Source organism: Rhodococcus sp. LB1, assembly GCF_001583455.1.
Classification (GTDB): Bacteria; Actinomycetota; Actinomycetes; order Mycobacteriales; family Mycobacteriaceae; genus Rhodococcus_F; species Rhodococcus_F opacus.
In genome coordinates, this window is record NZ_LTCZ01000020.1 from 35280 (window position 1) to 57141 (window position 21862).

The following is a 21862-nucleotide window of genomic DNA, read 5'->3' on the forward strand; positions in this document are numbered from 1 at the left end:
GTAGGAAAACTAGCAGGAACCACGTCGATTCAACTTCGGTATCGATAACGAGAATCTTTGACTTGGACATGTATCGAACATGCCTCTAGCGTGATTCCTATGACTCAGGTCACGCCTGGTAGCCGGGCGTGACCGGAGTCCTCCAACGTTCCCCGCACCACCAGCGCCAGCACAGAGAGGAGTCACCGATGACCCTCCCCCTCGCCGTTTCCCCGGCAGTCGACAGCGCGGTCTCCAAGATCTTCCGTCGCGTCGTCCCGCTGTTCATCGTCATGCTCATCTGCAACCAGCTCAACAGGTCCAACATCGGTTACGCGCAGACGCATCTCGAGGCGGACGTGGGCATCGGCGCTGCGGCGTACGGCTTCGGTGCGGGTGTCTTCTTCATCGCCTATGCGATCTTCGAACTGCCGTCGAACGTGCTCATGGAGAAGTTCGGCGCCAAGGTGTGGCTCACCCGCATCATGATCTCGTGGGGCCTGGTGTCCGCGGCGATGGCGTTCGTCAACGGCCCGGAGATGTTCTACGCCCTGCGGTTCCTCCTCGGTGTGGCGGAGGCCGGCTTCTTCCCGGCCATCATCTTCTACTTCACCCGGTGGCTGCCGAACAACCACCGCAGCCGCGCCACGGCACTGTTCATCGCCGGATCCTCCATCGCGGCCGCCATCTCCGGACCGCTGTCCGGACCGCTGCTGTCGCTCGACGGACTCGGCGGACATCACGGCTGGCAGTGGATGTTCGCGCTGGAGGGACTGCTGTCCGTCGTCGTCGGATGCATCGCCTACCGCCTGCTCGACTCGAAGATCGACGACGCGAAGTGGCTCACCGGCCCGGAGAAGCACGACCTGCAGGCCGTCATCGCCGAGGAGGACGTGCTGCGCAGCGAGGCGTCCGCGAAGCGCGGCGAGTCGGGCTCGCGCTGGAAGCTGCTCCTGCAGCCGCGGATCCTGGTGTGCTGCGGCATCTTCTTCGCGATCACCATGGCGATCTACGCCAACACGTTCTGGCTCCCGTCGATCATCCGCCGCATCCCGGGCACCACCGACGTCACCGTCGGGCTGCTCTCCTCGCTGCCGTGGATCTGCGCGATCTTCGCGATGTACTTCTCCAACCGCTCCGCCGACCGCACCGGACGGCACAAGCCCTACCTCGTCGCCGCGCTGCTCATCGGCGGTATCGGCACGATGGCCGCCGCGTTCGTCACGCCCTGGCTGGCGCTTCCGCTGCTGTGCGTCGCGACGATGGGATTCAAGAGCGCGAGCCCGCTGTTCTGGTCCATTCCGCAGCGCACACTCCACCCGATGGTGCTGGCGCCGGCGATCGCGATCATCAACTCGCTGGGCAACCTGGGTGGCTTCGTGGCCCCGTTCGGCTTCGGAGTGATCAAGGAGCAGACCGGCACGGTGACGATCGGCCTCGTCGTGTTGTCGCTCTTCGCCCTGGCCGCCGCCGCCGCGGTGACGTACTTCCGGCGCGACAAGGAAGACATCGACGACGTCGCCGACCTGCCAGAGGTGGGCTCCGACGAGCCCACCGTGGCAGCCAAGTGACCTCTCACCGGCACATACGAAACGCAGACGAGAACTCGAGGACTGAATCATGACAGCAACGGTGAACCGGACCGACGTGACCGGACAAATGATCATCGCAGGGAAGCCCGTCCAGGGTTCCGGCACGACGATCCACGGCATCGACCCCACCACCGACGGCCGGCTGGAACCGGGCTTCGCGCACGGTGACGAACGGGACGTCGACGCCGCCTGCGCCGCCGCCGCCGAGGCGTTCGCGCCGTTCCGCGCAACGAGCAGCGACAAGCGCGCCCAGTTCCTCGAGGCGATCGCCGACAACATCGAGGCCCTCGGCGAGACGCTCATCGCACGGGCCTGCGCCGAATCCGGACTTCCCCAGGGCCGCATCACCGGTGAGGTGGGCCGCACGTCCGGACAGCTGCGGCTGTTCGCCGGCGTCCTGCGTGACGGCGGCTGGAACGGTGCCCGCATCGATCCCGCGATGCCCGACCGGACGCCCCTGCCCCGTGCCGACATCCGGCAGCGGAAGGTGCCGCTCGGACCCGTCGCGGTGTTCGGCGCGAGCAACTTCCCCCTCGCCTTCTCCGTGGCCGGCGGCGACACCGCGTCGGCGCTGGCTGCGGGCTGCCCCGTCGTCGTGAAGGCTCACGACGCGCACCCCGGCACCTCCGAACTCGTCGGCCGCGCCATCGCCGACGCCGTCACGAGCACCGGCATGCCCGCGGGCACGTTCTCCCTGCTGTTCGGCTCGGGCCGCGGGCTCGGCACCGCACTGGTCACCGACCCGCGCATCAAGGCCGTCGGATTCACCGGATCACGTTCCGGTGGAACCGCTCTGGTCGCCGCTGCCGCCGGACGTCCGGAACCCATCCCGGTGTACGCGGAGATGAGTTCGATCAACCCGGTGTTCGTGCTCGAGAACGCCCTCGCCACCCGCGGCGCCGACCTCGGCCGCGCGTTCGTCGGGTCGCTGACGCTCGGGTCCGGCCAGTTCTGCACCAACCCCGGACTCGTCATCGCCGTCGACGGTCCCGGACTCGCCTCGTTCGTCGAGTCCGCGAGCGCCGCCGTCGCCGGGAGCACGCCCACGCCGATGCTCACCCCGAACATCGCCGGCTGCTACGCGGACGGAGTCACCGCGCTCACCGGAGCCGCGACCGTGGAGGCGCGCGGCACCGAATCCGACGCGCCGAACACCGGCCGGGCCGCCCTGTTCAGCACCGACGCCGACACGTTCCTGGGTTCGGAGGTGTTGCAGCAGGAGGTGTTCGGTTCGTCGAGCCTGATCGTCCGCTGCCGCAACGCCGAGCAGGTGCGGGCCGTCGCGGCCAAGCTCGAAGGTCAGCTCACCGCGACCGTCCACGTCGACGACGCCGATCTCGACGAGGCCGGACGGCTGCTGCCCGTCCTCGAACTCAAGGCCGGACGAATCCTGTTCAACGGCTGGCCCACCGGGGTCGAGGTCGGCCACGCGATGGTGCACGGTGGCCCGCACCCCGCGACATCCGACTCGCGCACCACGTCCGTGGGCTCGCTGGCGATCGAACGGTTCCTGCGTCCCGTTGCCTACCAGGATGTTCCGAGCTCGCTGCTCCCCGCCGCCATCGCCGACGGCAACCCCGACCAGTTGTGGCGTCGCATCGACGGCCGACTCACCCAAGCCTGATTTTCCCTTCGTGAAGGAGTTCCCCATGCTCGACGGCGTCCTGTTCTTCCCCGTCACACCGTTCACCGCATCCGGCGACGTCGACTACGACCGGCTCGCCGAGCACGTCGCCAAGGGTGTCGACGCGGGCCCCGGAGGTGTCTTCATCGCCTGTGGCACCGGCGAATTCCACGCCCTCGGGCTGGAGGAGTTCGGCAAGATCGTCGCCAAGGCCACCGAGGTCGTCGCCGGACGCGTCCCCGTGTTCGCCGGGGCCGGCGGCTCGGTGCAGCAGGCCAAGGAGTTCGCCGCCAGCGCGAAGGCCAACGGCGCCGACGGCATCCTGCTGCTCCCGCCGTACCTGGTGACGATGCCGCAGGCCGGGCTGGTGGAGTACACCCGCGCGGTCGCCGACACCACCGACCTCCCGCTCGTCGTCTACAACCGCGGCAACGCCCGGTTCGACGAGGCGGCCGCCGTGGAGGTGGCGCAGTTCCCGACCGTGGTCGGGTTCAAGGACGGCACCGGTGATCTCGACAAGGTGGGCCGCATCGTCCGTGCGGTGAAGGACGCGCTCGCCCCCTCCGGCAAGCCGTTCCTGTTCTTCAACGGCATGCCCACCGCCGAGGTCACCCAGCAGGCGTACCGCGCGATCGGCGTCACGCTGTACTCGTCCGCGACGTTCGCGTTCGCGCCCGAACTCGCTCTCGGGTTCTACGAGGCACTCGAATCCGGCAACGAGGAACTCACCGACGCGCTGCTCCGCGACTTCTTCCACCCCTTGGTGCGCCTGCGTGACCAGGTGCCCGGATACGCGGTGTCGCTGATCAAGTCGGGGGTCGCGATGGAAGGTATCGACGCCGGGTCGGTGCGGCCGCCGCTCGTCCCGACGAGCGAGGCCCACCTGCGGGAACTCGCGCAGATCACCGCAGCCGGGCGCGCCGTTCTCGCCGACGCACTCGCCGTGCAGGCGGCGGTCTGATGACCGCCGCACCCATCCGGATCACCGGCGCACGGATCACGCCCGTCGCGTTCGTCGACCCGCCGCTCCTCAACACCGTCGGGGTGCACCAGCCCTACGCGCTGCGTGCGATCATTCAGCTCGACACGGACGGCGGGCTCGTCGGCCTCGGTGAAACGTACGCCGACACCGCCCACCTCATCCGGCTCGAGGCGGCCGCCGAGGCGATCGTCGGGCTGGACGTGTTCGCGCTCAACGCGATTCGCGCGGCGATCGACGAGAAGGTCGCGACCCTGACCGTCACGGGCGGTGACGGTGTCGCGGGCATGATCACCACGGCCAGCACCACCGACCGCGTGTTCTCCCCGTTCGAGGTGGCGTGCCTCGACGTGCAGGGCAAGGCCCTCGGCCGTCCGGTCTCCGATCTGCTCGGCGGCAAGGTGCGCGATGCCGTCCCGTTCAGCGCCTACCTGTTCTACAAGTGGGCCGGGCACCCCGGCGCCGAACCCGACGAATGGGGCGAGGCGATCGACCCCGACGGTCTGGTCCGTCAGGCGCAGAAGATGATCGGCGAGTACGGCTTCGAGGCCATCAAGGTCAAGGGCGGCGTGTTCTCACCGGACGAGGAGATCGCCGGCATCAAGGCGCTGCGCGCCGCGTTCCCCGACCTGCCGCTGCGTCTCGACCCCAACGCCGCGTGGACCGTCGACACGTCGATCAGGGTTGCGTCGGAACTCGACGGCATCGTCGAATACCTGGAGGACCCGACGCCGGGCCTCGACGGCATGGCCGAGGTCGCACGTGAGGCGAAGATGCCGCTGGCCACGAACATGTGCGTCGTCGCGTTCGATCAGCTGAAGCCTGCGGTACTGAAGGATTCCGTCCAGGTCGTGCTGTCGGATCACCACTACTGGGGTGGCCTCCAGCGGTCGCGGCTGCTCGCCGGTATCTGCGACAACTTCGGTCTGGGCCTGTCGATGCACTCCAACTCGCACCTGGGCATCAGCCTGGCCGCGATGGTGCATCTCGCCGGCGCCACACCGAACCTCACGTACGCGTGTGACACGCACTGGCCGTGGAAGACCGAGGACGTCGTCAAGCCCGGTGTGCTGAAGTTCGTCGACGGCGCGGTCCCGGTGCCGACGACGCCGGGGCTCGGTGTCGAGATCGACGAGGACGCCCTCGCCGCCCTGCACCAGCAGTACCTGGACTGCGGGGTGCGCGACCGCGACGACACCGGATACATGAGGTCGGTGGACCCGACGTTCGAGAACACCTGCCCTCGCTGGTAGCTGTCTCACGGAAGGCGCCGACCGCGGTCTCGGTCGGCGCCTTCCGGGTGGGATACATTGAGTCCACCCCGAGGCAAAGGAGTGGATCGAATGTTCTCCCTCGCGCGGCTGTCGTGTTTCATCGCGGTCGCGGAGGAACTGCATTTCGGTCGCGCCGCGGAGCGCCTGCACATGACGCAGCCGCCGCTGAGCCGTCAGATCCAGCAGCTCGAAAGCGAACTCGGCGTGCAGTTGATCGACCGCACCAGCCGATCCGTCACCCTCACCGCCGCCGGTGCGGCGTTCCTGCCCGACGCCCGGCGCATCCTGAGTCTGTCGGAGAGTGCCGCCCTGACGGTGCGGCGCGTCCCGGCCGGCGACCTCGGCACCGTCGTCGTCGGGTTCACCGGCGCCTCCGCGCACGCGGTGCTGCCGAGGTTGCTCGAGGCGGCCCGCGACCGACTACCGGACGTGAAAGTCGTTCTGCGGGAGATGGTCACATCCGTGCAGATCGAATCGTTGATCAGCGGTGAACTGGACCTCGGGCTGATCCGCCCCATCCTCACCCGCCCCGGCATCGACACCCGCCCCATCCATCACGAACGGCTCGTCGCCGCGCTGCCCGCCGGTCACCCCCTCGCCGACGCCGAGCAGCTGGCGGTGGAGGATTTCGACGATCAGCCCGTCGTCATGTATTCGCCCGTCGATGCCCGGTACTTCCACGAACTGCTCATCAGCACGTTCACGATCGTCGGTGCCTCCCCGCGCTACGTCCAGTACGTCACGCAGGTGCACACCATGCTGGTGCTCGTCCGGTCCGGGCTGGGCATGGCCCTCGTCCCCGAATCCGCGCAGACGATGCACCCGGAAGGGGTCGTGTTCCGCCCCGTCTCCGCCGTCCGCGACCGGCCCGTCCAGATGAACGCCGCCTGGCGTTCGGACAACCGGAACCCCGCGCTGCGCAGGTTCATGGAGGACGTCCTCCCACAACGGGAGTGGGAATGAGAATCGGAGCGCTCAGAGCGTGAGCTTGCACGTCTGACCGATGTCGAGCACCCGCAGCACCCGGCCCGTCCCCAGCCACAACGCGCACGACAGCGCCAGGTCGGTCAGGATCTCGTCGGAGAAATGCTCGTGACACCGCGCCCAGAAGTCCTCGTCGTCACGGAGCGCGGTGTGATCGGTGGCGAACCGGTGGGCGAACTCCGCCGCCGTCCGCTCCTCGGCGCTGTACCCCGGCCACGACTCCCACTCGAGAACGTGATCGTAGAAGTGCTCGTCGATCCCCGCATCGGCGCCACCCCTGTCGCGGGTGCCGAGGCACACGGCACACTCGTTCGCCTCCGCGACGGCCATTCGCGCGATCTCCCGGACCCGTAACGGTAACCGGTTCCGGTTGTACACGGCGTCCGTGAACGCCCCGAGCGCACCACCCAGCTCGGGTGAGATCGACAGCCAACCGGCCACGTCATCGTCACTGTAGCTACCTACTCGACTCATCCCCGAATGCTACAGCGGGAGGTATCGCGGGGGATAGATCTGACACGTGTTCTATGTCAGTACTTGCTGGCAAGGTGCTCGATGAGTCGGGATTTGTGCGCGGGCGGCCGCCGACGGAGTGTCGGCGCGGAAGCATCTGTCGACAGTGGGTCGAGATCTGGCGCCCCACACCCCGAACCGCTCGTGACGAGTAGCCGACCGCATCCTCCGCGGCGGGCCCCTTTGGTTAGTTGATTGTCAGCGCATTCCGAGGATTCGGCGGACGACGCCGCGTTTGCGCTTCTTCTCGATCGTCGTCGCCAGGCCGATACGGCGTCCGGTGAGCGGATCGGTGGCGGGGGGACCGCCGAACCCGGCTTCGGACGCGGTTTCGGGTGCTGCGTCGCGGGTGTCCGTGAGGTACTTGTCGGGAAGCGAGAGTTTCGCGATGGTGCGCCACGACTTCCAGTACTGCACTGCGAGCGGGCCGGTCGTGTACGGCAGGTCGTACTTCTCGCACAGCTGCTTCACGCGGATCGAGATCTCGTGGTAGCGGTTGGACGGCAGGTCCGGGAAGACGTGGTGCTCGATCTGATAGCTCAAGTTGCCGGTCATGAAGTCCATGACGGGGCCGCCCGAGATGTTCGCGGAGCCGAGCATCTGCCGCAGGTACCACTGGGCGTGCGTCTCGTTGTCGACGTCCGTCTTGGTGAATTTCTCGGCGCCGTCCGGGAAGTGACCGCAGAAGATCACGGCGTTGGTCCACAGGTTGCGGACGAGGTTGGCGGTCGCGTTCGCCTTGGCCGTGGACTTCCACGCCTTGCCGGTCAGTGCCGGGTAGACGACGTAGTCCTTGAGGGTCTGCCTGCCGAGCTTTGCGAGCACTTCCTTGCCGCGCTTCTTGGTGAGTTCACGGTCGTCCCGGCCCCGGGTCACTTTGCCGAGCTCGAGCAGTTGGATGGCGAGGCCGTACTGGAACAGCGCCGCGAGGATCGCGTTGTAGGCGAGGTTGCCGAGGTAGAACGGCTTCCAGCGCTGGTCACGGGTGACGCGGAGCAGGCCGAATCCCACGTCGTCGTCCATGCCGAGGACGTTGGTGTACTTGTGGTGTGCGTAGTTGTGGGTGATCTTCCAGTGCGCTGACGGATCGGCGTTGTCCCATTCCCAGTTCACGGAGTGCACTTCGGGGTCGTTCATCCAGTCCCACTGCCCGTGCATCACGTTGTGCCCGAGCTCCATGTTCTCGATGATCTTCGACAACGAGAGCATCCCGGTGCCCAGCACCCACAGCGAACGCTTGCGGGAGCCGAAGAGCACCGCCCGGCCGCCGAGTTCCAGTCCGCGTTGCAGCCGGATGGTGTTGCGGAGGTACCGGGCGTCGCGTGCCCCGCGGGATTCCTCGATGTCCCGTCGGATCGCATCCAGGTCGCGGCCGATGGCCTCGACGTCGGCGTCCGTCAGGTGCGCGTACTCCTTGATGTCCGATATCGCCATGCACCTACGGTACCGTAAGTTACGGTCCCGTAGGTTACGGGCGAGTATTTTATGACGCGAATCACTTCGACTGGTACGCAGCAATTTTCGATGTCGAATGGTGCACGGGACGAGCGAATATCGCCTGCTCGCGACCGCGGGGGTGGGTCACTCGGTGAGGAACGTCGGCACGTGGTCGGTGTGGAAGCGGGGGAGGGTGGTGCAGACGGCGGACAGGTCGTTGCCGCTACTCAGGACGGTGCCGTCGGGCCGGATGATGGCGGCGCGGGCGCGGGCGCGGTGTAGCCAGTGGTGCAGATCGGTGCCGGGTCGAGCCAGCAGGACTGTGCCGCCGCGTTGTTCGATGTCGGTGCGTTGTGTCGGGGTCGGGGAGAGGGAGGTGACAACCGCGAACCGGCCGGCGACGACCTCGGCGAATCGGCGACCCCGGTCGAGGTCCGGATTCGGGATCAGGCGGCCCGCTCGGCTTCTGCGTAGTCGAGGTCGTTCTATCAGAGTGGAGCGGTGGAGGGCCGGCGTCTCGCCGTCCATGATCTTGTCGCTCAGGCCCGGCATACGGTGCAGCAGTGGTACGACGATGCGACGGATGAGGTTGCCGAGTTCACCTCCTTCGGTCATGGCCATTCCGACGAGCTTGGCGCGCCGGATCAGTGCGAGCGCGTGGGGCTTGCGTTCGATCTCGTAGGTGTCGAGTGCGCTTTCGGGCAGATCCCCGGTGAGGACGCCGGCAAGTTTCCAGGCGAGGTTCATCGCGTCGCGGATCCCCGCCCCCATCCCCTGTCCGATGAACGGTGGTGTGAGATGGGCGGCGTCGCCGAGTAGGAACACGCGCCGGTCGCGCCATCGGTCCGCGATTTGGGCTCGGAAGGTGTACTCGGCCACGCGGACGAGCGTCAGGTCGTCGACCGGTGTTTTCCGCGTCCACGGCGAGATGAGGGGTTGCAGTCGAGCCATGTCGCGATAGTCGTCGGCGGTCTCGCCGGGCTGGAGCCGGAACTCCCAGCGGTAGCGAGTGTTTCCGATCCGCATGTATGTTGCCGCGCGCACGGGGTCGCACACCTGGTGGGCGCCCTCCCACTCGCCGAGGTCGGCGGTGGTCGCGACGTCGACAACCAGCCAGCGTTGTTCGAACTTCAGGTCCCGCATCGTTGCCTGAATCTGGTCTCTGACCAGACTGTTGGCGCCGTCGCAGCCGAGGACATACCTGGCCTGCACCGATTCCTGCACACCGGTGCTTCGGTCGGTGAAGTCGACGCGAATGGTGCCGGGCGTGTCGTCGGTCAGCCCGGTGACCGCCACGTTGCCGCGCAGGGAGGCCTTCGGGTGCCGTTTCAGGTTGGTGCGCAGGATCTCCTCGAACTGCGGTTGGTCGAACATGTTGGCCTCGGGGTAGCCGTGTACGCCCGGTCCGGGGTCTCGGTGAAACTCGGTGAGAACGCGCATGTTCCGGTCGAGAAGCCGCAACCCGAGGCACGGCCGGGAGATCGTCGCGAACTCGTCGGCGATCCCGAGGTGCGCCACGATCCGGTGGATCTCACCGTCGAGGTGGACCGCCCGCGGCTGCGCATAGACGCCCTCCCAGCGCTCGAGTATCAGGCACTCGACACCGTACTGGGCCAGCAGCGTGGCGGCGGTCAGTCCGGTGGGCCCGGCACCGACGATGACGACTGGGACGACCCGCTCGCTCATCGGATCGATCCGAACAGGACTACGAGGTAGGCCACGATCGCTACGCCGACGACGATGGCGGGCGCCATCTCACGCAGTGCGTCACCGTTCCGTACGTGTGTGACGACGGCACCCACCATGAGGATCAGCAGCCCGATGCCGGCTGCGGCGCCGAGCGCCGGCACGAGTCCGCCGATCAGGAGACCGACGGCACCGGCGACCTCGAGCGCACCGATACCCCGATACGTGCTGACGGGCATACCGACGTGGGCTGCTCGTTCCCGCATCGGCGAGGTCGCCGCTATCTTGCCGACGCCGAGCAGGAGGTAGAAGACAGCGAGGCAGAGTGCCAGAACTAGTGATGCGGTGGTCATGTGCGCACCGTGACCTTCCAATTGATCGCGTATCGGTCCAGGATCGCCTTGACCGTCGGTTCGCCGACAGATCCATCGATCTCGACAGTGGCGAGGATCGAACCGTCCTCGACGGACGCACGGATGCTGTCGATGCCTGCGACGGCGGCGAGGGCATGCTCGAGTTCGCGCCGTGTCGCGTCGGCGCGCAGTGCGAGCTTGTAGAGCTTGCCTACCGCCGTGACGGGCAAAGCGGGGAGGATGGTGACCGCCTTGGGTGCCGCGGCCCGTTCGGGGACGCGCTCGCCCGCCCAGGCTTGTAGCTCGTGAGCGGTGATACCGGCGTCGGCGACAACGGTGACGTAGGCAACGGGCACTTCGCCGGCATGGGCATCGGGCCGCCCCACCGCGCTGACCGCGGTGACCTGCGGATGGGCCAGAAGGGCGTCTTCGATGACCGCTGGATCGATGTTGTGCCCGCCCCGGATGATGACGTCCTTCGCGCGTCCGACCAGGTAGATGAAGCCGTCGCTGTCGACGCGCGCCAGGTCGCCGGTATCGAGCCAGCCGTCGACCAGTTTGCCCATGCCGTCGAGAACGGGTCCGTGTTCGTCGTGGGCGGCGACATAGCCGGCGAACACCGTCGGACCGCTGATCGCCAGCACTCCGGTCGCTCCGGTGGGCAGGTCTTCCCAGGTGCCGTCTTCGCGGACGCGTACCACTTTGACCTGCTGATAGGGCATCCGTAGCCCGACCGAGCCAGGACGTGGCGCGTCGGTGAAGCTGCGTGCCGTCGCGCAGGTTGCCTCCGTCAGTCCGTAGCCTTCGAGGAGGGGCACACTCGTGTGATCCTGGAACTTTTCGATGAGCGCGGCCGGTAGAGGCGACGCTCCCACCATGGCGAATCGCAGACTGCTGATGTCGGCATCGACCGGGCGCTGCGCGAGGGCCGCGTATACGGTGGGCACCGCGCTCATCGACGCGATGCGGTAGTGCTCGACGATCTTCCAGAATTCGCTGGACAAGTCCGGGTCGCGATAGCCGAGCGGGCCGGCCCACACCACACCCTGGCCCTTGAACAACGGCGCCAGCAGCGTGACCATCAAGGCGTTGACATGAAACAGCGGCAGGGCGGCGAATACGACGGAGTCCGAGTCCCACGACGAGTTCGCGGCCAGCATCCAGGCATCGGCGACCTCGTTGTCGTGGGTGTGGGCGGCCAGCTTCGGAACACCGGTGGTGCCACCGGTGTGAAACAGTGCGGCCACGTCGAACCCGCGGGGTGGATCACCGATGAAGTCGGAGGAATCGATATCGGCCGACAGCGCACTGAGGTAACCGATCTGCACTCCGTCGACCTCGGGCAGGTCCGCAGGCGCGCCGGCAGCGCCGGTGGGCCGCAAGACCAGCACGGCGTCCACCTTCCCGCTCACGGCAATCTGGTGCGCGGCCTCCCATGTCTCGGGCGCAAGTTCCGGCCCGGCCGCGACGAGTACCCGGGCACCCGAGCGGCGCAACAATTCGGCGATGTGCTGCTGCGACTGCGCGGCGTTGATGGGAGCTGCGATGCCGGCAAGCTGTGCGGCGAGAGTAGCGGGGATCAACTCGGCGCAGTTGGGCGCCATCAGGGCGACGGAGTCGTGACGCCGCACGCCCAGACGATGGAGCAGGTTCGCGTAACGATGAACATCGTCGAGTAGTTCGGAGAAACTGCGCTGCACCGGCTCCCGCCACCGTGCGCCGTCGGGAAGGACGGTGAGCGCGAGGCGATCCGGCCACTTGCGGGCCGCGCGGGTGAGCAACGCAGAGGTGGATTCGGGAAGCCCCCGATCGCGCAGCGGCACGGCCTCGATCGTCGCGAGATCCGTGGGCGCCGCGTAATGCGGCCACAGCAGGTCGGTGGTCATCGGGCGTACCTCACCACCGTGCGCTGGCGCCCCAAGTCGATGGTCCCGTCGTCTGTGAAGACGGTGGCTTCGATGAGGTCGCCGTCCTGCAGATAGTTCGAATTCTTGGCCTGGCCCGCGAAGAAGAGCTTCCATTTGACTGCGGGCGGTAGCAGGGAGGAGAGGATTGCGATCGGCTTCGGTGGGGCGCTCAGTGCCGTCCCGACCGGCGTTCCGGTCAGCAGCAAGTCCCCGGCATCGAGGCGCTGAAACCGGGTCAGCGCCTGCAAAGTCTCGGTCGGCTGGTAGATCATGTCGGCAACGGTCATGTTCTGGCGCGGCTCGCCGTTGACCCAGAGCCGCAGGCGCAGGTCGGTGAACCTCTTCAGTTCGTCGCCGTCCAGCAGTACCAGCGCGGGGCCGACCGGGGTGAACGTCGGGTATGACTTGGCCTCGTAGAACTGCGTTTTGGGAAGCTGGATGTCGCGCGCGGAGATGTCGTTGGTGACAACCAGTCCGGCAACGTAATCGGCGAGAGTGTCTGCGGTGATCGCCGTCCCGACCGGGATGTCGCGGGCGAGGACGAGCCCGATCTCCACCTCGTAGTCCAGCAGTCGGACATGGGCAGGACGGATCACGTCGTCGTTGGGGCCGCTGATCGACCCGGAGGACTTTCGAAAGAAGGTCAACGGAATGGTGTCGGGGTTCATCCCGGCGTCCTCGACGTGCGAAGCGAAGTTCGTCATCTGTGCGACCACCCGGCAGGGGGCGGTGACCGGGGAGAGCAACGAGAGGGTCTCGACGGCCACGGTGCCCTCGCTGGACGCCGCTGCCTCGACGGCCGGCCGGTCGGCCAGCAGTTGGGCGGTGGTGGTGGCCTCGGTGTTTACCCGTGCGGCACCCGTGGGTGTGACGACCCACCAGGCGTCGACGGTGCGGAGGACGGAGATGGTCATGAGCTGGCAACTTTCAGAAGGCCGCGGAGGCGGTGGAGGTCGAATTCGTTGTCGGCGCGCAGCGCGTTGACAATGGCGCGCAATTCCTGGAGTGATTCCCGACCGGGGTTCAATCCGAGGAAGTCTTTGGTGGCGGGCGGCCCCCACTGGGCCAGGCCGGACGCGGTCATCGGTGCCCAGCCCGCGTCGAGTGTGCTGTCGAAAAGATCGCCGTCGCTGAAGTGCTCGACCATGAATCCGTCGGGGTCGCGCCAGTAGTCGAAGATTTGGCTGCCCTGGATGTGCCGGCCGATGCCCCAGGACCGGCGGTAGCCCCGGTCGAGCAGGTATTCGCCTCCTGCAGCGAGGCAGTCGAGGTCGGCGACCTGATATGCCGAATGCACGTAGCGGTTGGCCGGGCCGAGAACCATCGCGAGCGTGTGATGGTCGGTGGGCGTGGCGCCCCGGTCGCAGCGGATGAAGCTCATGATCGGGCCCCGGGCCCGTTGACCGGGGTAGTACAGGAAGTCGCTGACGATCAGTCCGAGGTGCTCGAGGTACCAGTTGAGTGTTTCGAGGTATGTCGTCGTCTGGAGCACGACGTGACCGAGCCGTTGCACGGTGGCCGGCGCGCGGGGTGGCCGCTGAGGGGCGTTCACCCGCCCGCGGTCGTGTCCGAAATTCAGTGGGAGCGGGGCCTGATCGGACAGCGCCGGCAACTCGAACGTGTCGGACACGACGCGGACTCCCAAAGCGCTGGGATCTGTGAGATCGACCGTGATCCCGCCCAGACTCTCGGGGAGGGGCACGACCGCACCTCCGACCGCGTCCGCCAATCGCAGCACGTCGGTCGAGTCGGCTGCCCGGAAGGCTGGACCGACGAACCGCGACCGCGGGCCTCGGCGGATGAGCACGCAGGGCGAGCCGGGGTCTGTACCGCGCAACTGCAGTTCGTGTGCGGTGCGGAGCGCCGTCGTAAAACCGAAGGCATGGGCGAATGCCTCCGCCCGCTCGAGGTCGGGCTTCTCGAACTCCAGCCACGCGAGGTCATGCACCTTGATGATCGGCTCGGCGGCCCGCCCCCGGTGTTCGCCCGCCAGGGCGCCCTGCTCACTGTGCAGACCGGTATGCGGGTCATGGTGGACACTCATTGACCACTCCCTTCGATTTATGACGATATCGTCACTTACGATCATATCGTCAGTCAAGAGTATTTGAGGAATTCGTCAATATTGATGACGGGCGCTAGGGTGGGGCGAGGTCAGGCGGATCAGGAGATGAGCGGGCGCAGGCATGATCGAGCAGGTCCCCGAGCCGCCGAAGCGCCTGGAACCGCGCGCGGCGCCACTTCCGGGCCGAGGAGGAGCTCTTTCGCGCGGTAGTGGAGGAGGCCCTCGACCGCCACGGGCAGACGCGTCGTCGACGGGATACGAATGGCTGGAATGGGATTGGTGCAACGGTTGCTCGGGCAAGACAGATTCGAACCGATTCGCGTGGTGACTGAAGTGACTGGCGGGGCCGGCGAGACGAATCGGGAAGAGATTCCCGTGGAGCATGTCGTCGCGCTCCTGCGGGAGCGTGTGTACGGCGCGATGACGTGTTTGGCGACGCTCGCCGTCCTCGTCCGCTATACGGCTCCCGAGACGAGCCCATGGGCGCGGGTCATGGATGTTGCGGTGGCCACCGGCGGGCTCTGGGCAGCGAGCCTGCTGGCCGACTGGGTAGCACACCTCGGCGCGTACCACCGTGCTCCGCGCGGACGGGCAGCGCTGCGGATGCTCCAGGCTTCCGGCCAGATCGTGGAGGCCGCGGTCTTGCCCCTGCTGGCATTGGTCGCAGCCGCCTTCGGGCTACTGAGCACATCCACAGCGATGTGGATAGCGATGTGGATCCTCGTCGTCGAACTTGGCGTAATTGCTCTACTCGCCGTGCGAATGGCCCAATTGCGTTGGTGGCAACAGCTGTTCACCGTCGCAGGTTTGGTCGGCGTGGGCGTTCTCGTGGTCGGGATCAAGATCCTCGGCCATTAGGCTGGACCGATGTGGCGACTGCTCGCGGAGTGGAGTAGTTGCCGATTTTGAGGAATTCGTCAATATTGATGACGCGCGGGTAGTGTAGGGCAAGGTCAGACGGATCAGGAGAAGGGCACGCAGGCATGACCGAGCAGATCGCCGACGCACCGAACCGCCTGGAACGGCGCAAGGCGCGTACCCGCGCCGCACTCGTACGCGCAGCCCAGTCCTTCATGGCGGCAGGGAAACTGACCGCCCCGATTCTCGAGATCACCCAGGCCGCAGATGTCGGAATGGGGTCGTTCTACAACCACTTTCAGACCAAGGAGGAGCTCTTCCATGCGGCAGTGGAGGAGGCCCTCGACCGCCACGGCGCGGTGCTCGACGAACTGACCGCAGATCTGGACGACCCTGCCCAGATCTTTGCGCAGAGCTTCCGTCTGACCGGACGCCTGCATCGCAGGAATCCCGAACTGAGCAAAGTACTGCTCCGCGACGGGCCGAGTCTGGTCAGCTCGGACAAAGGTCTGGCGCCGAGAGCTCGCCGGGACATCGAGGCAGCTGCCCGTGCGGGCCGGTTCACCGTGCGCGATCCCGAACTGGCCCTGACAATCACAGCGGGGGCCGCACTATGTCTGGGTCAACTGCTGCACGACCACCCCGAACGTGACGACGCGGAGGACACCGACCAGGTCACCGAGGACCTCTTGCGCATGTTCGGCCTCTCGGCCGACGAAGCCCACGAAATCTGCCGACGTCCCCTACCCGACGCCGACGATCAACCCCGAGGCGTAACCGCCACATAGACCGCCGCCGGCGGCTACTGCAGCGGCACCGCGCACTCCGCAGTCTGCATCCGACCATCACGCGTGGGCGTCGTCCCGTGCTCCCGGTCCTGGAGACAACTCGGCGGACCCTCTTCTGCCGCGAATTGCCGCCATCACCGGCCCGAGCGGAGGACAATGGAGTTCGCCGGAAACTTCACGCGTTGCCCTGGAAGGGAAACGGTCATGTCCGAGGAATCTGTGGTCAAACGCGGTGTGGCGCAAGGGTCCGCGATGGGTGGGGCGGTTCTGCTGGTCACCGTCGGCGTCCTCGAGCTACTCCAGGGCCTGTCCGCGATCTCCAAGGACGAGGTAATCGTCACCGGAGTCGACTACACCTACCAATTCGACCTCACCGCATGGGGGTGGACCCACCTGGTTCTCGGCGCGATCGTCACCGCCGCCGGAATCGCCCTGTTCACCGGTGCCACCTGGGCGCGAGGGGGCGCCATGGTGATCTGCGCAATCTCGATCCTCGTCAACTTCCTCTGGTTGCCCTATTACCCCATGTGGGCGATCACGATCATCGCCCTCAACGCCGTGGTGATCTGGGCCGTCTCGACCTGGCATCCCGACAGAGACCGCGCCGCACGGCCATATCGACCGGCGAGATAAACGGTTAGCGACAACGAACAGTGCGACAGGCATTTCCGCAACCTGTGAGGACGACGATGGGACAGGGGATTCATCATGCGAATCGAGGGTTGCGGTCTCACGACACGACCTCGCGCCACGGCGATATCGACCGGGTGTGAGGCGTGGCCGCCATGACGTGGGCGCTGCCCGCGATCGCCGTGGTCCTGCTCGGCTTCGCGGGGATCTCCCGGCGCGTTGCGGGAACGCCGATCACCGCCCCGATCGTCTTCACCGTCACCGGGCTCCTGCTCGGCGTGGAGGCGGCCGGCGTGGTCGACGTGCACGCCACCGCCGAGATCGTCAAACTGCTCGCCGAGGTGACCCTGGCGTTGGTGCTGTTCTCCGACGCTGCACACGTCGACCTGGCCGAACTCCGCACCGAGATTTCCTTACCTGCGCGACTTCTCGGTATCGGTCTGCCGCTGACCATCGCGGCCGGATTCGGTGCCGCCGCGATCGTGCTCGGCGATCTCGCCTGGCCCGAGGCGTTGCTGCTCGCGGTGATCCTCGCCCCCACCGACGCCGCGCTCGGTCAGGCCGTGGTCACCCTCCCCGTGCTGCCGATGCGGATACGCCAGGGCTTGAACGTCGAAAGCGGCCTCAATGACGGTATCTGTGTGCCGTTGTTCCTGATCGTGCTCGCGATCGCGCAAGCCGAAGCGGGCGCGATCGGCGATGGTGCGGCCGCCCGTCTGGTCACCGAGCAGATCGGATACGGGGTCGTCGCCGGGGTCGTGGCAGGCGTACTCGCCGCCACGGTCCTGGTGACGGCCAGTCGCCGCCACGCCCTCGATCCGCTGTGGGCGCACACCGTGCCGGTGACCGCGGCACTGCTCGCCTACACCGCCGCCGTGCCGCTCGGCGGTTCCGGATTCATCGCCGCGTTCGTCGGCGGACTGACCTTCGGCGCGCTCCGGCGCCGCGCCGACGTCGACGACGACGCCGGGCACATGATCGACGAGACCGGTGACCTGTTCAGCGCCGTGACCTTCATCGTCTTCGGCGCCGTGCTGCTCGGTCCCGCACTCGGCAGTCTCTCCTGGGCCGTGCTCGGGTACGCCGTCGTGAGCCTGACCGTCGTCCGGATGATCCCCGTCGCACTATCCCTTGTCGGCACCCACCCACGCGCCCCGACCCTGGCCTTTCTCGGCTGGTTCGGGCCCCGCGGCCTCGCCACCATCGTCTTCGTCATCCTCATCCTCGAAGAACCGGGCGAGCTACCCCACGAAGAACTACTCCTGACCACCGCGGTGATCACGATCGCACTCTCCGTCCTGGCGCACGGACTCACCGCCGCCCCCCTCGCCGCCCGCTACGCCGCCTGGGCCCGGGCCCACCCCCGCCCGGAGAACCGACCCGCCCCAGACACTCGAACGTGATCCCCGCACCCGAGCGGCCATCTCGATCCCCGCCACCTCCTGTGGCTGCTCTGATTGCTCACAATTCACTTGAATGAACATGAAAAACAAAAGAACCTTCACATGGAATGGCGTGTTCAATGATCCATTGTTCAGATCAATATGGACGGTTGTTAAATTTCAGAATGTGAGAATATCCAGGTTTGGTGAAACGTCCCGCGATCGCGAACGCGATAAATGGAGTAAGCGGCGATCGACGATCCCGTGGATTTTCATCACCAGGAGAGGAGTGAATTCAGATGGGTTCTGCAGGAATCGACTTCAACGTCGCGTTCGAGGCGTTCCTGAAGTGGCTGAGTGTCACCTTCGGCGGCGGCATCGGCCTCGGCTGACCGACGGAGCAATTCGGGACAGCGGTGGCCCGGCTCGCCTGGGGGCAGCCGGACCGCCGCCCTGATCAGTTTGAATGTGTTTCGGCGGCGGCTGCACGCCGTCGCGAGGACTCGGGCGCACCAGCTCGCAACCTGTGCGAAGGAGTCGACATCCCGACCCAGGGGAGCAACCCCGAAACCCGAAATTAGCTAGTGAAGCGCGGGGCGGAATAATTCGACCGCCACGGATATGTGCACACGACTTTGGGTGCGATCATCGGGAATTTTGACGCACCAAAGTCGGTCTGCATTTTTATTTCTCCTCGAAGAGTGCCTCGCTCGCGGCATCCTCGACGAGGGATATGTGCGGTTCGAAACGGCGCCCGACTTTTTCAAGCCCCTCAATCGCGATAGGTAGCCGGGGGCGGGCCCGCGACGGGTCCGAGCGGGGCCGCTATCCACCGGTCGTAGATGCTCATCCACGTTCCGTCTGCACGTAGTCGGTCGAGGGTGCCGTTGACGAACCGCACCAGGTCCTCCTTGTACTTGTTGACACCGATCGCCCAGTGCTCTTCTGTCTCCAGCCGTGGCCCCACGATCTGAAAATGCGGGTCCTGGGAGGCGAGCCCGGCGAGGAGCGAGTCGGAGGTGCTGGTCGCGTCGGCCTGCCGTTTCTGCATGGTGACGAGGCAGTCGTCCCAGTTGGGTACCGCGATGATCGTGGCGTCCGGCGCGACCCGTTGGACGGTGCCGAGCGAGGTGGTGTCGAGAAAAGTGCAGACCCGTTTTCCGGCCAGGTCCGCCGGTCCGGCGATGTCAGAACCGCGAGGGACCAGAATACGCTGGAAGGCGCGGACGTACTCGGTGGAGAAACCGACGCGTTGGGCGCGTTCGCACGTGATCGAGAATCCATGTGCGACGACGTCGACGTCGTTGTTCTCGAGTGCGGAGAACCGGCCGGCGGTGGTGAGCAGCCGGAACTCGACTTTCGTCGGATCGCCGAAGATGTCGCGGGCGATCTCCTTCGCCACATCGATCTCGAACCCCTGCAGGGTGCCGGTGGTCGGGTCTCGGAAGCTGAACAGATTGGTGTTCTGGTCGACGCCGACGATCAACCGGCCCCGCCCCGCGATCTCGGCAAGTGATCCACCGGGCGGCATCTGCCCGGGCGGGGGCTGCGGGCCGGGGCGCAGGCTCGCAAGGGCCCCGCAGGATTCGAGCGCCGGTGGCTCCGGCGGCGGACTGTCCGTGGGCGGGATGATCTGTGCGCCGTCGGTCATCGGTCGTGCGGTGTACGTGCCCGTGACGGGCGGGGTGAGAGGGTCGGGTGCGGCGCAGCCGGCGAGGACAGCGACGGCGAGAACGCCGACGAGCTGACGGACACACGGTCTGGCCCCCGGTCTAGAACGCCTCACCTGTGTCATCAGTGGTACTCGTTCAGTCGCGGCCAGATCCCCCCGCCGACGGCGAATCCGCAGGACACGCCAACAATCATGCTACCGACTGCCAGTGCCGACATCGACCGGTAGACGTCCGCCACCGCGTTGGCCTCGTCGTCGCGGAGTCGGTCGATCGCGTTCCGGAGGGACTCGTCCAGGGCGGCGAACTGCGTCGACGACGTGCCCGAGCCGGATCCGGCGGCGATCGCCGCGGCAGTCGGGTAGTCACCGCGCTCGAGGGCGATCTCGATGTCCCGGTGCGCGGCCAGCCAGCCGTCGCGGGCCGTCACGGCGTCACGAAGGTGTTGCTCGGCGGCGCGACCGTGCGAGCTCTCCAGCTGTCGGGTGAGTTCGTCGGACAATGCCTGGGAGTGCCGCGCGTAGTCGATTTCCGATTGGGTGTCGGACCCGCGTTGCAGGATGGCGAGAGTTTCGTCGGCGCGGGCCTGCTGCGCCAGGATGCGTGCGCGGGCAACCGCGTTGATGGGTTGTGTTCCTTCGGTTCTCGCGTGTTCGCTCGCCGACGTCGACACCAGGCTTCCGGCGATCAGCCACAGCAGAAGCCCGGCCATGAGCAGGGTGGCGACGGCGAGGCCGGGGTTGAACCGGCGCTTGCTCTTCCGGACGAGGTACAGCTGGGCGAGAACGAGAGCGACGAGGGCGGCCGCGGTCACCGTGAAGGCGGTCGCGGGCAGCTGGGCGGTGTGCGTCTGGGTCTCGGCGACCGCCTCGGCCTGATGGACGTAGAGTCGCTCCGCCAACGGGAGGATCGTGGCCTGCATAAGCGCGGACGCATCGGCCAGATACGCCACCCCGACCGGGTTACCGGCCCGGTCGTTCGCCTGAGCTGTGGCGACGAGGTTGAAGTACTCGGCGAGGTCGCGCACCACGTCCGACAGCAGTGCCAGCGATTCGGCGTCCTGCGACGACACCCCATTGGTCGCCGTGACCAGTGCGTTCGACGCGTCCCCGATCGCCTGGGTGAACTGCTCCGCGCCGGCAGTCGACTCGACACCACCGCCACCGCCACCGGAGACGAACGACGCGGTCGCGGCGGCGTCGGCGATCGACAGCGAGCTGTAGAGGGCCTGGGCGGCGTTTGCCAGGGGCTCGGTGTGGGTGCGGAGTGTCTCGACCCGCTGCTGCCGCGCGCCGACCGCCGCCGAGGTGATCGCGCCCGCCGCTATGACCGCGGCGACGAGCGCGATCCCCAGCACGGACAGCCGTCCGGGCGTGGACGCGAAGAATTCGACCCACGGGCGACGGCGGGCTACGGGCTCGACGAGCAGGTCCTCGTCGAGCGTGGGAGCTTCGGTGACGGCGTGCTCGCCGCGGTGGAACATCCGGTCCTCCTGCACCGCCTCGGCGGTTCCGGTAAGAGCACCGATCCGGGCCGCGTGGCTGAGTTCAGTGTGCACCGACGGTGCCACCGGCGCACCGACTCGGGAAACCGATCTTCAGCGCGGTCCTCGGAGCAGTGTCCGGTTTCATCGCCGCCGGTCGCGGCTGGCGGCTGACACGACACAGCGCATGATCCCCGGCGGACTCCGGAGGGCATGGATTACGCGTGCCTACATGTGCGTGGGTTCGCGATTGGCGCGTTCTCGCTCGGTGGTGCCGCCCCATACTCCGTAGCTTTCGGATATCCGCATCGCGTGAGTGAGACATTGCGACCGGACTTCGCAGAAGGAACAGATCTTCTTCGCATCGCGCTCCCGGCGGGCCCGTTCGCCACCGGTCTCGTCGTCCGGAGCAAAGAAAGTTGTCGCTCCCAACCTGCGGCAGCGTGCGTGGAGCTGCCACTCCCAGTAATCGGTATGTGCGGCAACGCGATCGTGTTGCCCGGAACGGACGGTGTGGGCCGGCATAGGCCTCTCTCCTGAAAGGATCGTGGTGCGCAGGGTGGGCGAGGTCAGTGTTCGAGACCGGGATCTGCGTCGGCGTCGGCGCTCGAGATGGACCGGCTGCTCAGGTGCCCGCGGCCCCACTTCGAGTCGGTCC

The 21862-nt window shown here is 66.9% G+C and carries 19 protein-coding genes; 9 read left to right on the top strand and 10 right to left on the bottom strand.

All coding sequences use genetic code 11. The annotated features are described in order from the left end of the window. Positions 1-188: 188 nt before the first annotated feature. From AZG88_RS04400 to AZG88_RS04420, 5 genes are all read left to right on the top strand, one after another. A complete protein-coding gene (locus AZG88_RS04400) occupies positions 189-1550 on the top strand; it encodes an MFS transporter (RefSeq protein ID WP_005237941.1) in 1362 nt (453 codons plus the stop codon). A gap of 49 nt (positions 1551-1599) precedes the next feature. Next, the gene (locus AZG88_RS04405) at positions 1600-3195 is read left to right on the top strand and encodes an aldehyde dehydrogenase (NADP(+)) (protein WP_061697028.1); all 1596 of its coding nucleotides are present in this window, start codon (positions 1600-1602) and stop codon (positions 3193-3195) included. Positions 3196-3220: 25 nt separating this feature from the next. Beyond that, positions 3221-4156 carry a 5-dehydro-4-deoxyglucarate dehydratase gene (locus AZG88_RS04410; RefSeq protein WP_005567248.1) on the top strand — a complete coding sequence of 312 codons (936 nt, stop codon included), beginning with the start codon at positions 3221-3223 and terminating at the stop codon, positions 4154-4156. Further along, positions 4156-5427, top strand: coding sequence for a glucarate dehydratase family protein (locus tag AZG88_RS04415; RefSeq protein WP_005237938.1), 1272 nt, complete (start codon positions 4156-4158; stop codon positions 5425-5427). The genes AZG88_RS04410 and AZG88_RS04415 overlap by 1 nt, the downstream gene beginning before the upstream one ends. Positions 5428-5517: 90 nt before the next feature. After that, positions 5518-6411, top strand: coding sequence for a LysR substrate-binding domain-containing protein (locus tag AZG88_RS04420; RefSeq protein ID WP_005237937.1), 894 nt, complete (start codon positions 5518-5520; stop codon positions 6409-6411). Between the two features lie 12 nt (positions 6412-6423). On the opposite strand, the gene AZG88_RS04425 is transcribed toward AZG88_RS04420, so the two are convergent. The 7 genes from AZG88_RS04425 to AZG88_RS04455 all read right to left on the bottom strand — a co-directional run bounded on the left by AZG88_RS04425 (position 6424) and on the right by AZG88_RS04455 (position 14372). Next, positions 6424-6906 carry a carboxymuconolactone decarboxylase family protein gene (locus tag AZG88_RS04425; RefSeq protein ID WP_061044314.1) on the bottom strand — a complete coding sequence of 161 codons (483 nt, stop codon included), beginning with the start codon at positions 6904-6906 and terminating at the stop codon, positions 6424-6426. Between the two features lie 237 nt (positions 6907-7143). Then, positions 7144-8379: a fatty acid desaturase family protein gene (locus tag AZG88_RS04430; protein ID WP_005237928.1), complete on the bottom strand. Its 1236-nt coding sequence runs from the start codon at positions 8377-8379 to the stop codon at positions 7144-7146. Between the two features lie 147 nt (positions 8380-8526). After that, the gene (gene mhpA / locus AZG88_RS04435) at positions 8527-10068 is read right to left on the bottom strand and encodes a bifunctional 3-(3-hydroxy-phenyl)propionate/3-hydroxycinnamic acid hydroxylase MhpA (RefSeq protein WP_061697029.1); all 1542 of its coding nucleotides are present in this window, start codon (positions 10066-10068) and stop codon (positions 8527-8529) included. After that, entirely contained in the window at positions 10065-10421 is a 357-nt protein-coding gene (locus tag AZG88_RS04440) for a DoxX family protein (protein WP_061697030.1), read from the bottom strand. Before AZG88_RS04440 ends, mhpA begins: the two co-directional genes overlap by 4 nt. Further along, a complete protein-coding gene (locus AZG88_RS04445) occupies positions 10418-12307 on the bottom strand; it encodes an acyl-CoA synthetase (protein ID WP_061697031.1) in 1890 nt (629 codons plus the stop codon). Before AZG88_RS04445 ends, AZG88_RS04440 begins: the two co-directional genes overlap by 4 nt. Next, complete coding sequence (locus tag AZG88_RS04450; RefSeq protein ID WP_061697032.1) at positions 12304-13242, bottom strand: fumarylacetoacetate hydrolase family protein; 939 nt, start codon at positions 13240-13242, stop codon at positions 12304-12306. The genes AZG88_RS04445 and AZG88_RS04450 overlap by 4 nt, the downstream gene beginning before the upstream one ends. Then, positions 13239-14372: a VOC family protein gene (locus AZG88_RS04455; RefSeq protein ID WP_061045655.1), complete on the bottom strand. Its 1134-nt coding sequence runs from the start codon at positions 14370-14372 to the stop codon at positions 13239-13241. The genes AZG88_RS04450 and AZG88_RS04455 overlap by 4 nt, the downstream gene beginning before the upstream one ends. Before the next feature lie 291 nt (positions 14373-14663). On the opposite strand from AZG88_RS04455, the gene AZG88_RS04460 reads away from it, so the two are divergent. The 4 genes from AZG88_RS04460 to AZG88_RS04475 all read left to right on the top strand — a co-directional run bounded on the left by AZG88_RS04460 (position 14664) and on the right by AZG88_RS04475 (position 18072). Next, the gene (locus AZG88_RS04460) at positions 14664-15251 is read left to right on the top strand and encodes a hypothetical protein (RefSeq protein ID WP_061045656.1); all 588 of its coding nucleotides are present in this window, start codon (positions 14664-14666) and stop codon (positions 15249-15251) included. Between the two features lie 125 nt (positions 15252-15376). Further along, entirely contained in the window at positions 15377-16039 is a 663-nt protein-coding gene (locus AZG88_RS04465) for a TetR/AcrR family transcriptional regulator (protein WP_005237921.1), read from the top strand. Between the two features lie 204 nt (positions 16040-16243). After that, entirely contained in the window at positions 16244-16672 is a 429-nt protein-coding gene (locus AZG88_RS04470; protein ID WP_061697033.1) for a DUF7144 family membrane protein, read from the top strand. Positions 16673-16824: 152 nt separating this feature from the next. Next, entirely contained in the window at positions 16825-18072 is a 1248-nt protein-coding gene (locus tag AZG88_RS04475; protein WP_061045657.1) for a cation:proton antiporter domain-containing protein, read from the top strand. Positions 18073-18823: 751 nt separating this feature from the next. Here the strand turns inward: AZG88_RS04475 and AZG88_RS04480 are convergent. From AZG88_RS04480 to AZG88_RS49510, 3 genes are all read right to left on the bottom strand, one after another. Beyond that, entirely contained in the window at positions 18824-19846 is a 1023-nt protein-coding gene (locus tag AZG88_RS04480; protein WP_025431581.1) for a glutamate ABC transporter substrate-binding protein, read from the bottom strand. Beyond that, positions 19846-21204, bottom strand: a complete 1359-nt coding sequence (locus AZG88_RS04485) for a hypothetical protein (RefSeq protein ID WP_025431582.1) — start codon at positions 21202-21204, stop codon at positions 19846-19848. Before AZG88_RS04485 ends, AZG88_RS04480 begins: the two co-directional genes overlap by 1 nt. Before the next feature lie 228 nt (positions 21205-21432). Further along, a complete protein-coding gene (locus AZG88_RS49510; RefSeq protein WP_025431583.1) occupies positions 21433-21729 on the bottom strand; it encodes a WhiB family transcriptional regulator in 297 nt (98 codons plus the stop codon). Positions 21730-21862 lie beyond the last annotated feature (133 nt).

Excerpts from the sequence above, each read along its gene's own strand:
- AZG88_RS04425 (WP_061044314.1), bottom strand. The coding sequence starts at position 6,906 with ATGAGTCGAGTAGGTAGCTACAGTGACGATGACGTGGCCGGTTGGCTG.
- AZG88_RS04420 (WP_005237937.1), top strand. The coding sequence starts at position 5,518 with ATGTTCTCCCTCGCGCGGCTGTCGTGTTTCATCGCGGTCGCGGAGGAA.
- AZG88_RS04465 (WP_005237921.1), top strand. The coding sequence starts at position 15,377 with ATGACCGAGCAGATCGCCGACGCACCGAACCGCCTGGAACGGCGCAAG.
- mhpA (WP_061697029.1), bottom strand. The coding sequence starts at position 10,068 with ATGAGCGAGCGGGTCGTCCCAGTCGTCATCGTCGGTGCCGGGCCCACC.
- AZG88_RS04415 (WP_005237938.1), top strand. The coding sequence starts at position 4,156 with ATGACCGCCGCACCCATCCGGATCACCGGCGCACGGATCACGCCCGTC.
- AZG88_RS04410 (WP_005567248.1), top strand. The coding sequence starts at position 3,221 with ATGCTCGACGGCGTCCTGTTCTTCCCCGTCACACCGTTCACCGCATCC.
- AZG88_RS04470 (WP_061697033.1), top strand. The coding sequence starts at position 16,244 with ATGTCCGAGGAATCTGTGGTCAAACGCGGTGTGGCGCAAGGGTCCGCG.
- AZG88_RS04440 (WP_061697030.1), bottom strand. The coding sequence starts at position 10,421 with ATGACCACCGCATCACTAGTTCTGGCACTCTGCCTCGCTGTCTTCTAC.
- AZG88_RS04405 (WP_061697028.1), top strand. The coding sequence starts at position 1,600 with ATGACAGCAACGGTGAACCGGACCGACGTGACCGGACAAATGATCATC.
- AZG88_RS04400 (WP_005237941.1), top strand. The coding sequence starts at position 189 with ATGACCCTCCCCCTCGCCGTTTCCCCGGCAGTCGACAGCGCGGTCTCC.
- AZG88_RS04445 (WP_061697031.1), bottom strand. The coding sequence starts at position 12,307 with ATGACCACCGACCTGCTGTGGCCGCATTACGCGGCGCCCACGGATCTC.
- AZG88_RS04455 (WP_061045655.1), bottom strand. The coding sequence starts at position 14,372 with ATGAGTGTCCACCATGACCCGCATACCGGTCTGCACAGTGAGCAGGGC.
- AZG88_RS04480 (WP_025431581.1), bottom strand. The coding sequence starts at position 19,846 with ATGACACAGGTGAGGCGTTCTAGACCGGGGGCCAGACCGTGTGTCCGT.
- AZG88_RS04485 (WP_025431582.1), bottom strand. The coding sequence starts at position 21,204 with ATGTTCCACCGCGGCGAGCACGCCGTCACCGAAGCTCCCACGCTCGAC.
- AZG88_RS04450 (WP_061697032.1), bottom strand. The coding sequence starts at position 13,242 with ATGACCATCTCCGTCCTCCGCACCGTCGACGCCTGGTGGGTCGTCACA.
- AZG88_RS04460 (WP_061045656.1), top strand. The coding sequence starts at position 14,664 with ATGGGATTGGTGCAACGGTTGCTCGGGCAAGACAGATTCGAACCGATT.
- AZG88_RS04430 (WP_005237928.1), bottom strand. The coding sequence starts at position 8,379 with ATGGCGATATCGGACATCAAGGAGTACGCGCACCTGACGGACGCCGAC.
- AZG88_RS04475 (WP_061045657.1), top strand. The coding sequence starts at position 16,825 with ATGACGTGGGCGCTGCCCGCGATCGCCGTGGTCCTGCTCGGCTTCGCG.
- AZG88_RS49510 (WP_025431583.1), bottom strand. The coding sequence starts at position 21,729 with ATGCCGGCCCACACCGTCCGTTCCGGGCAACACGATCGCGTTGCCGCA.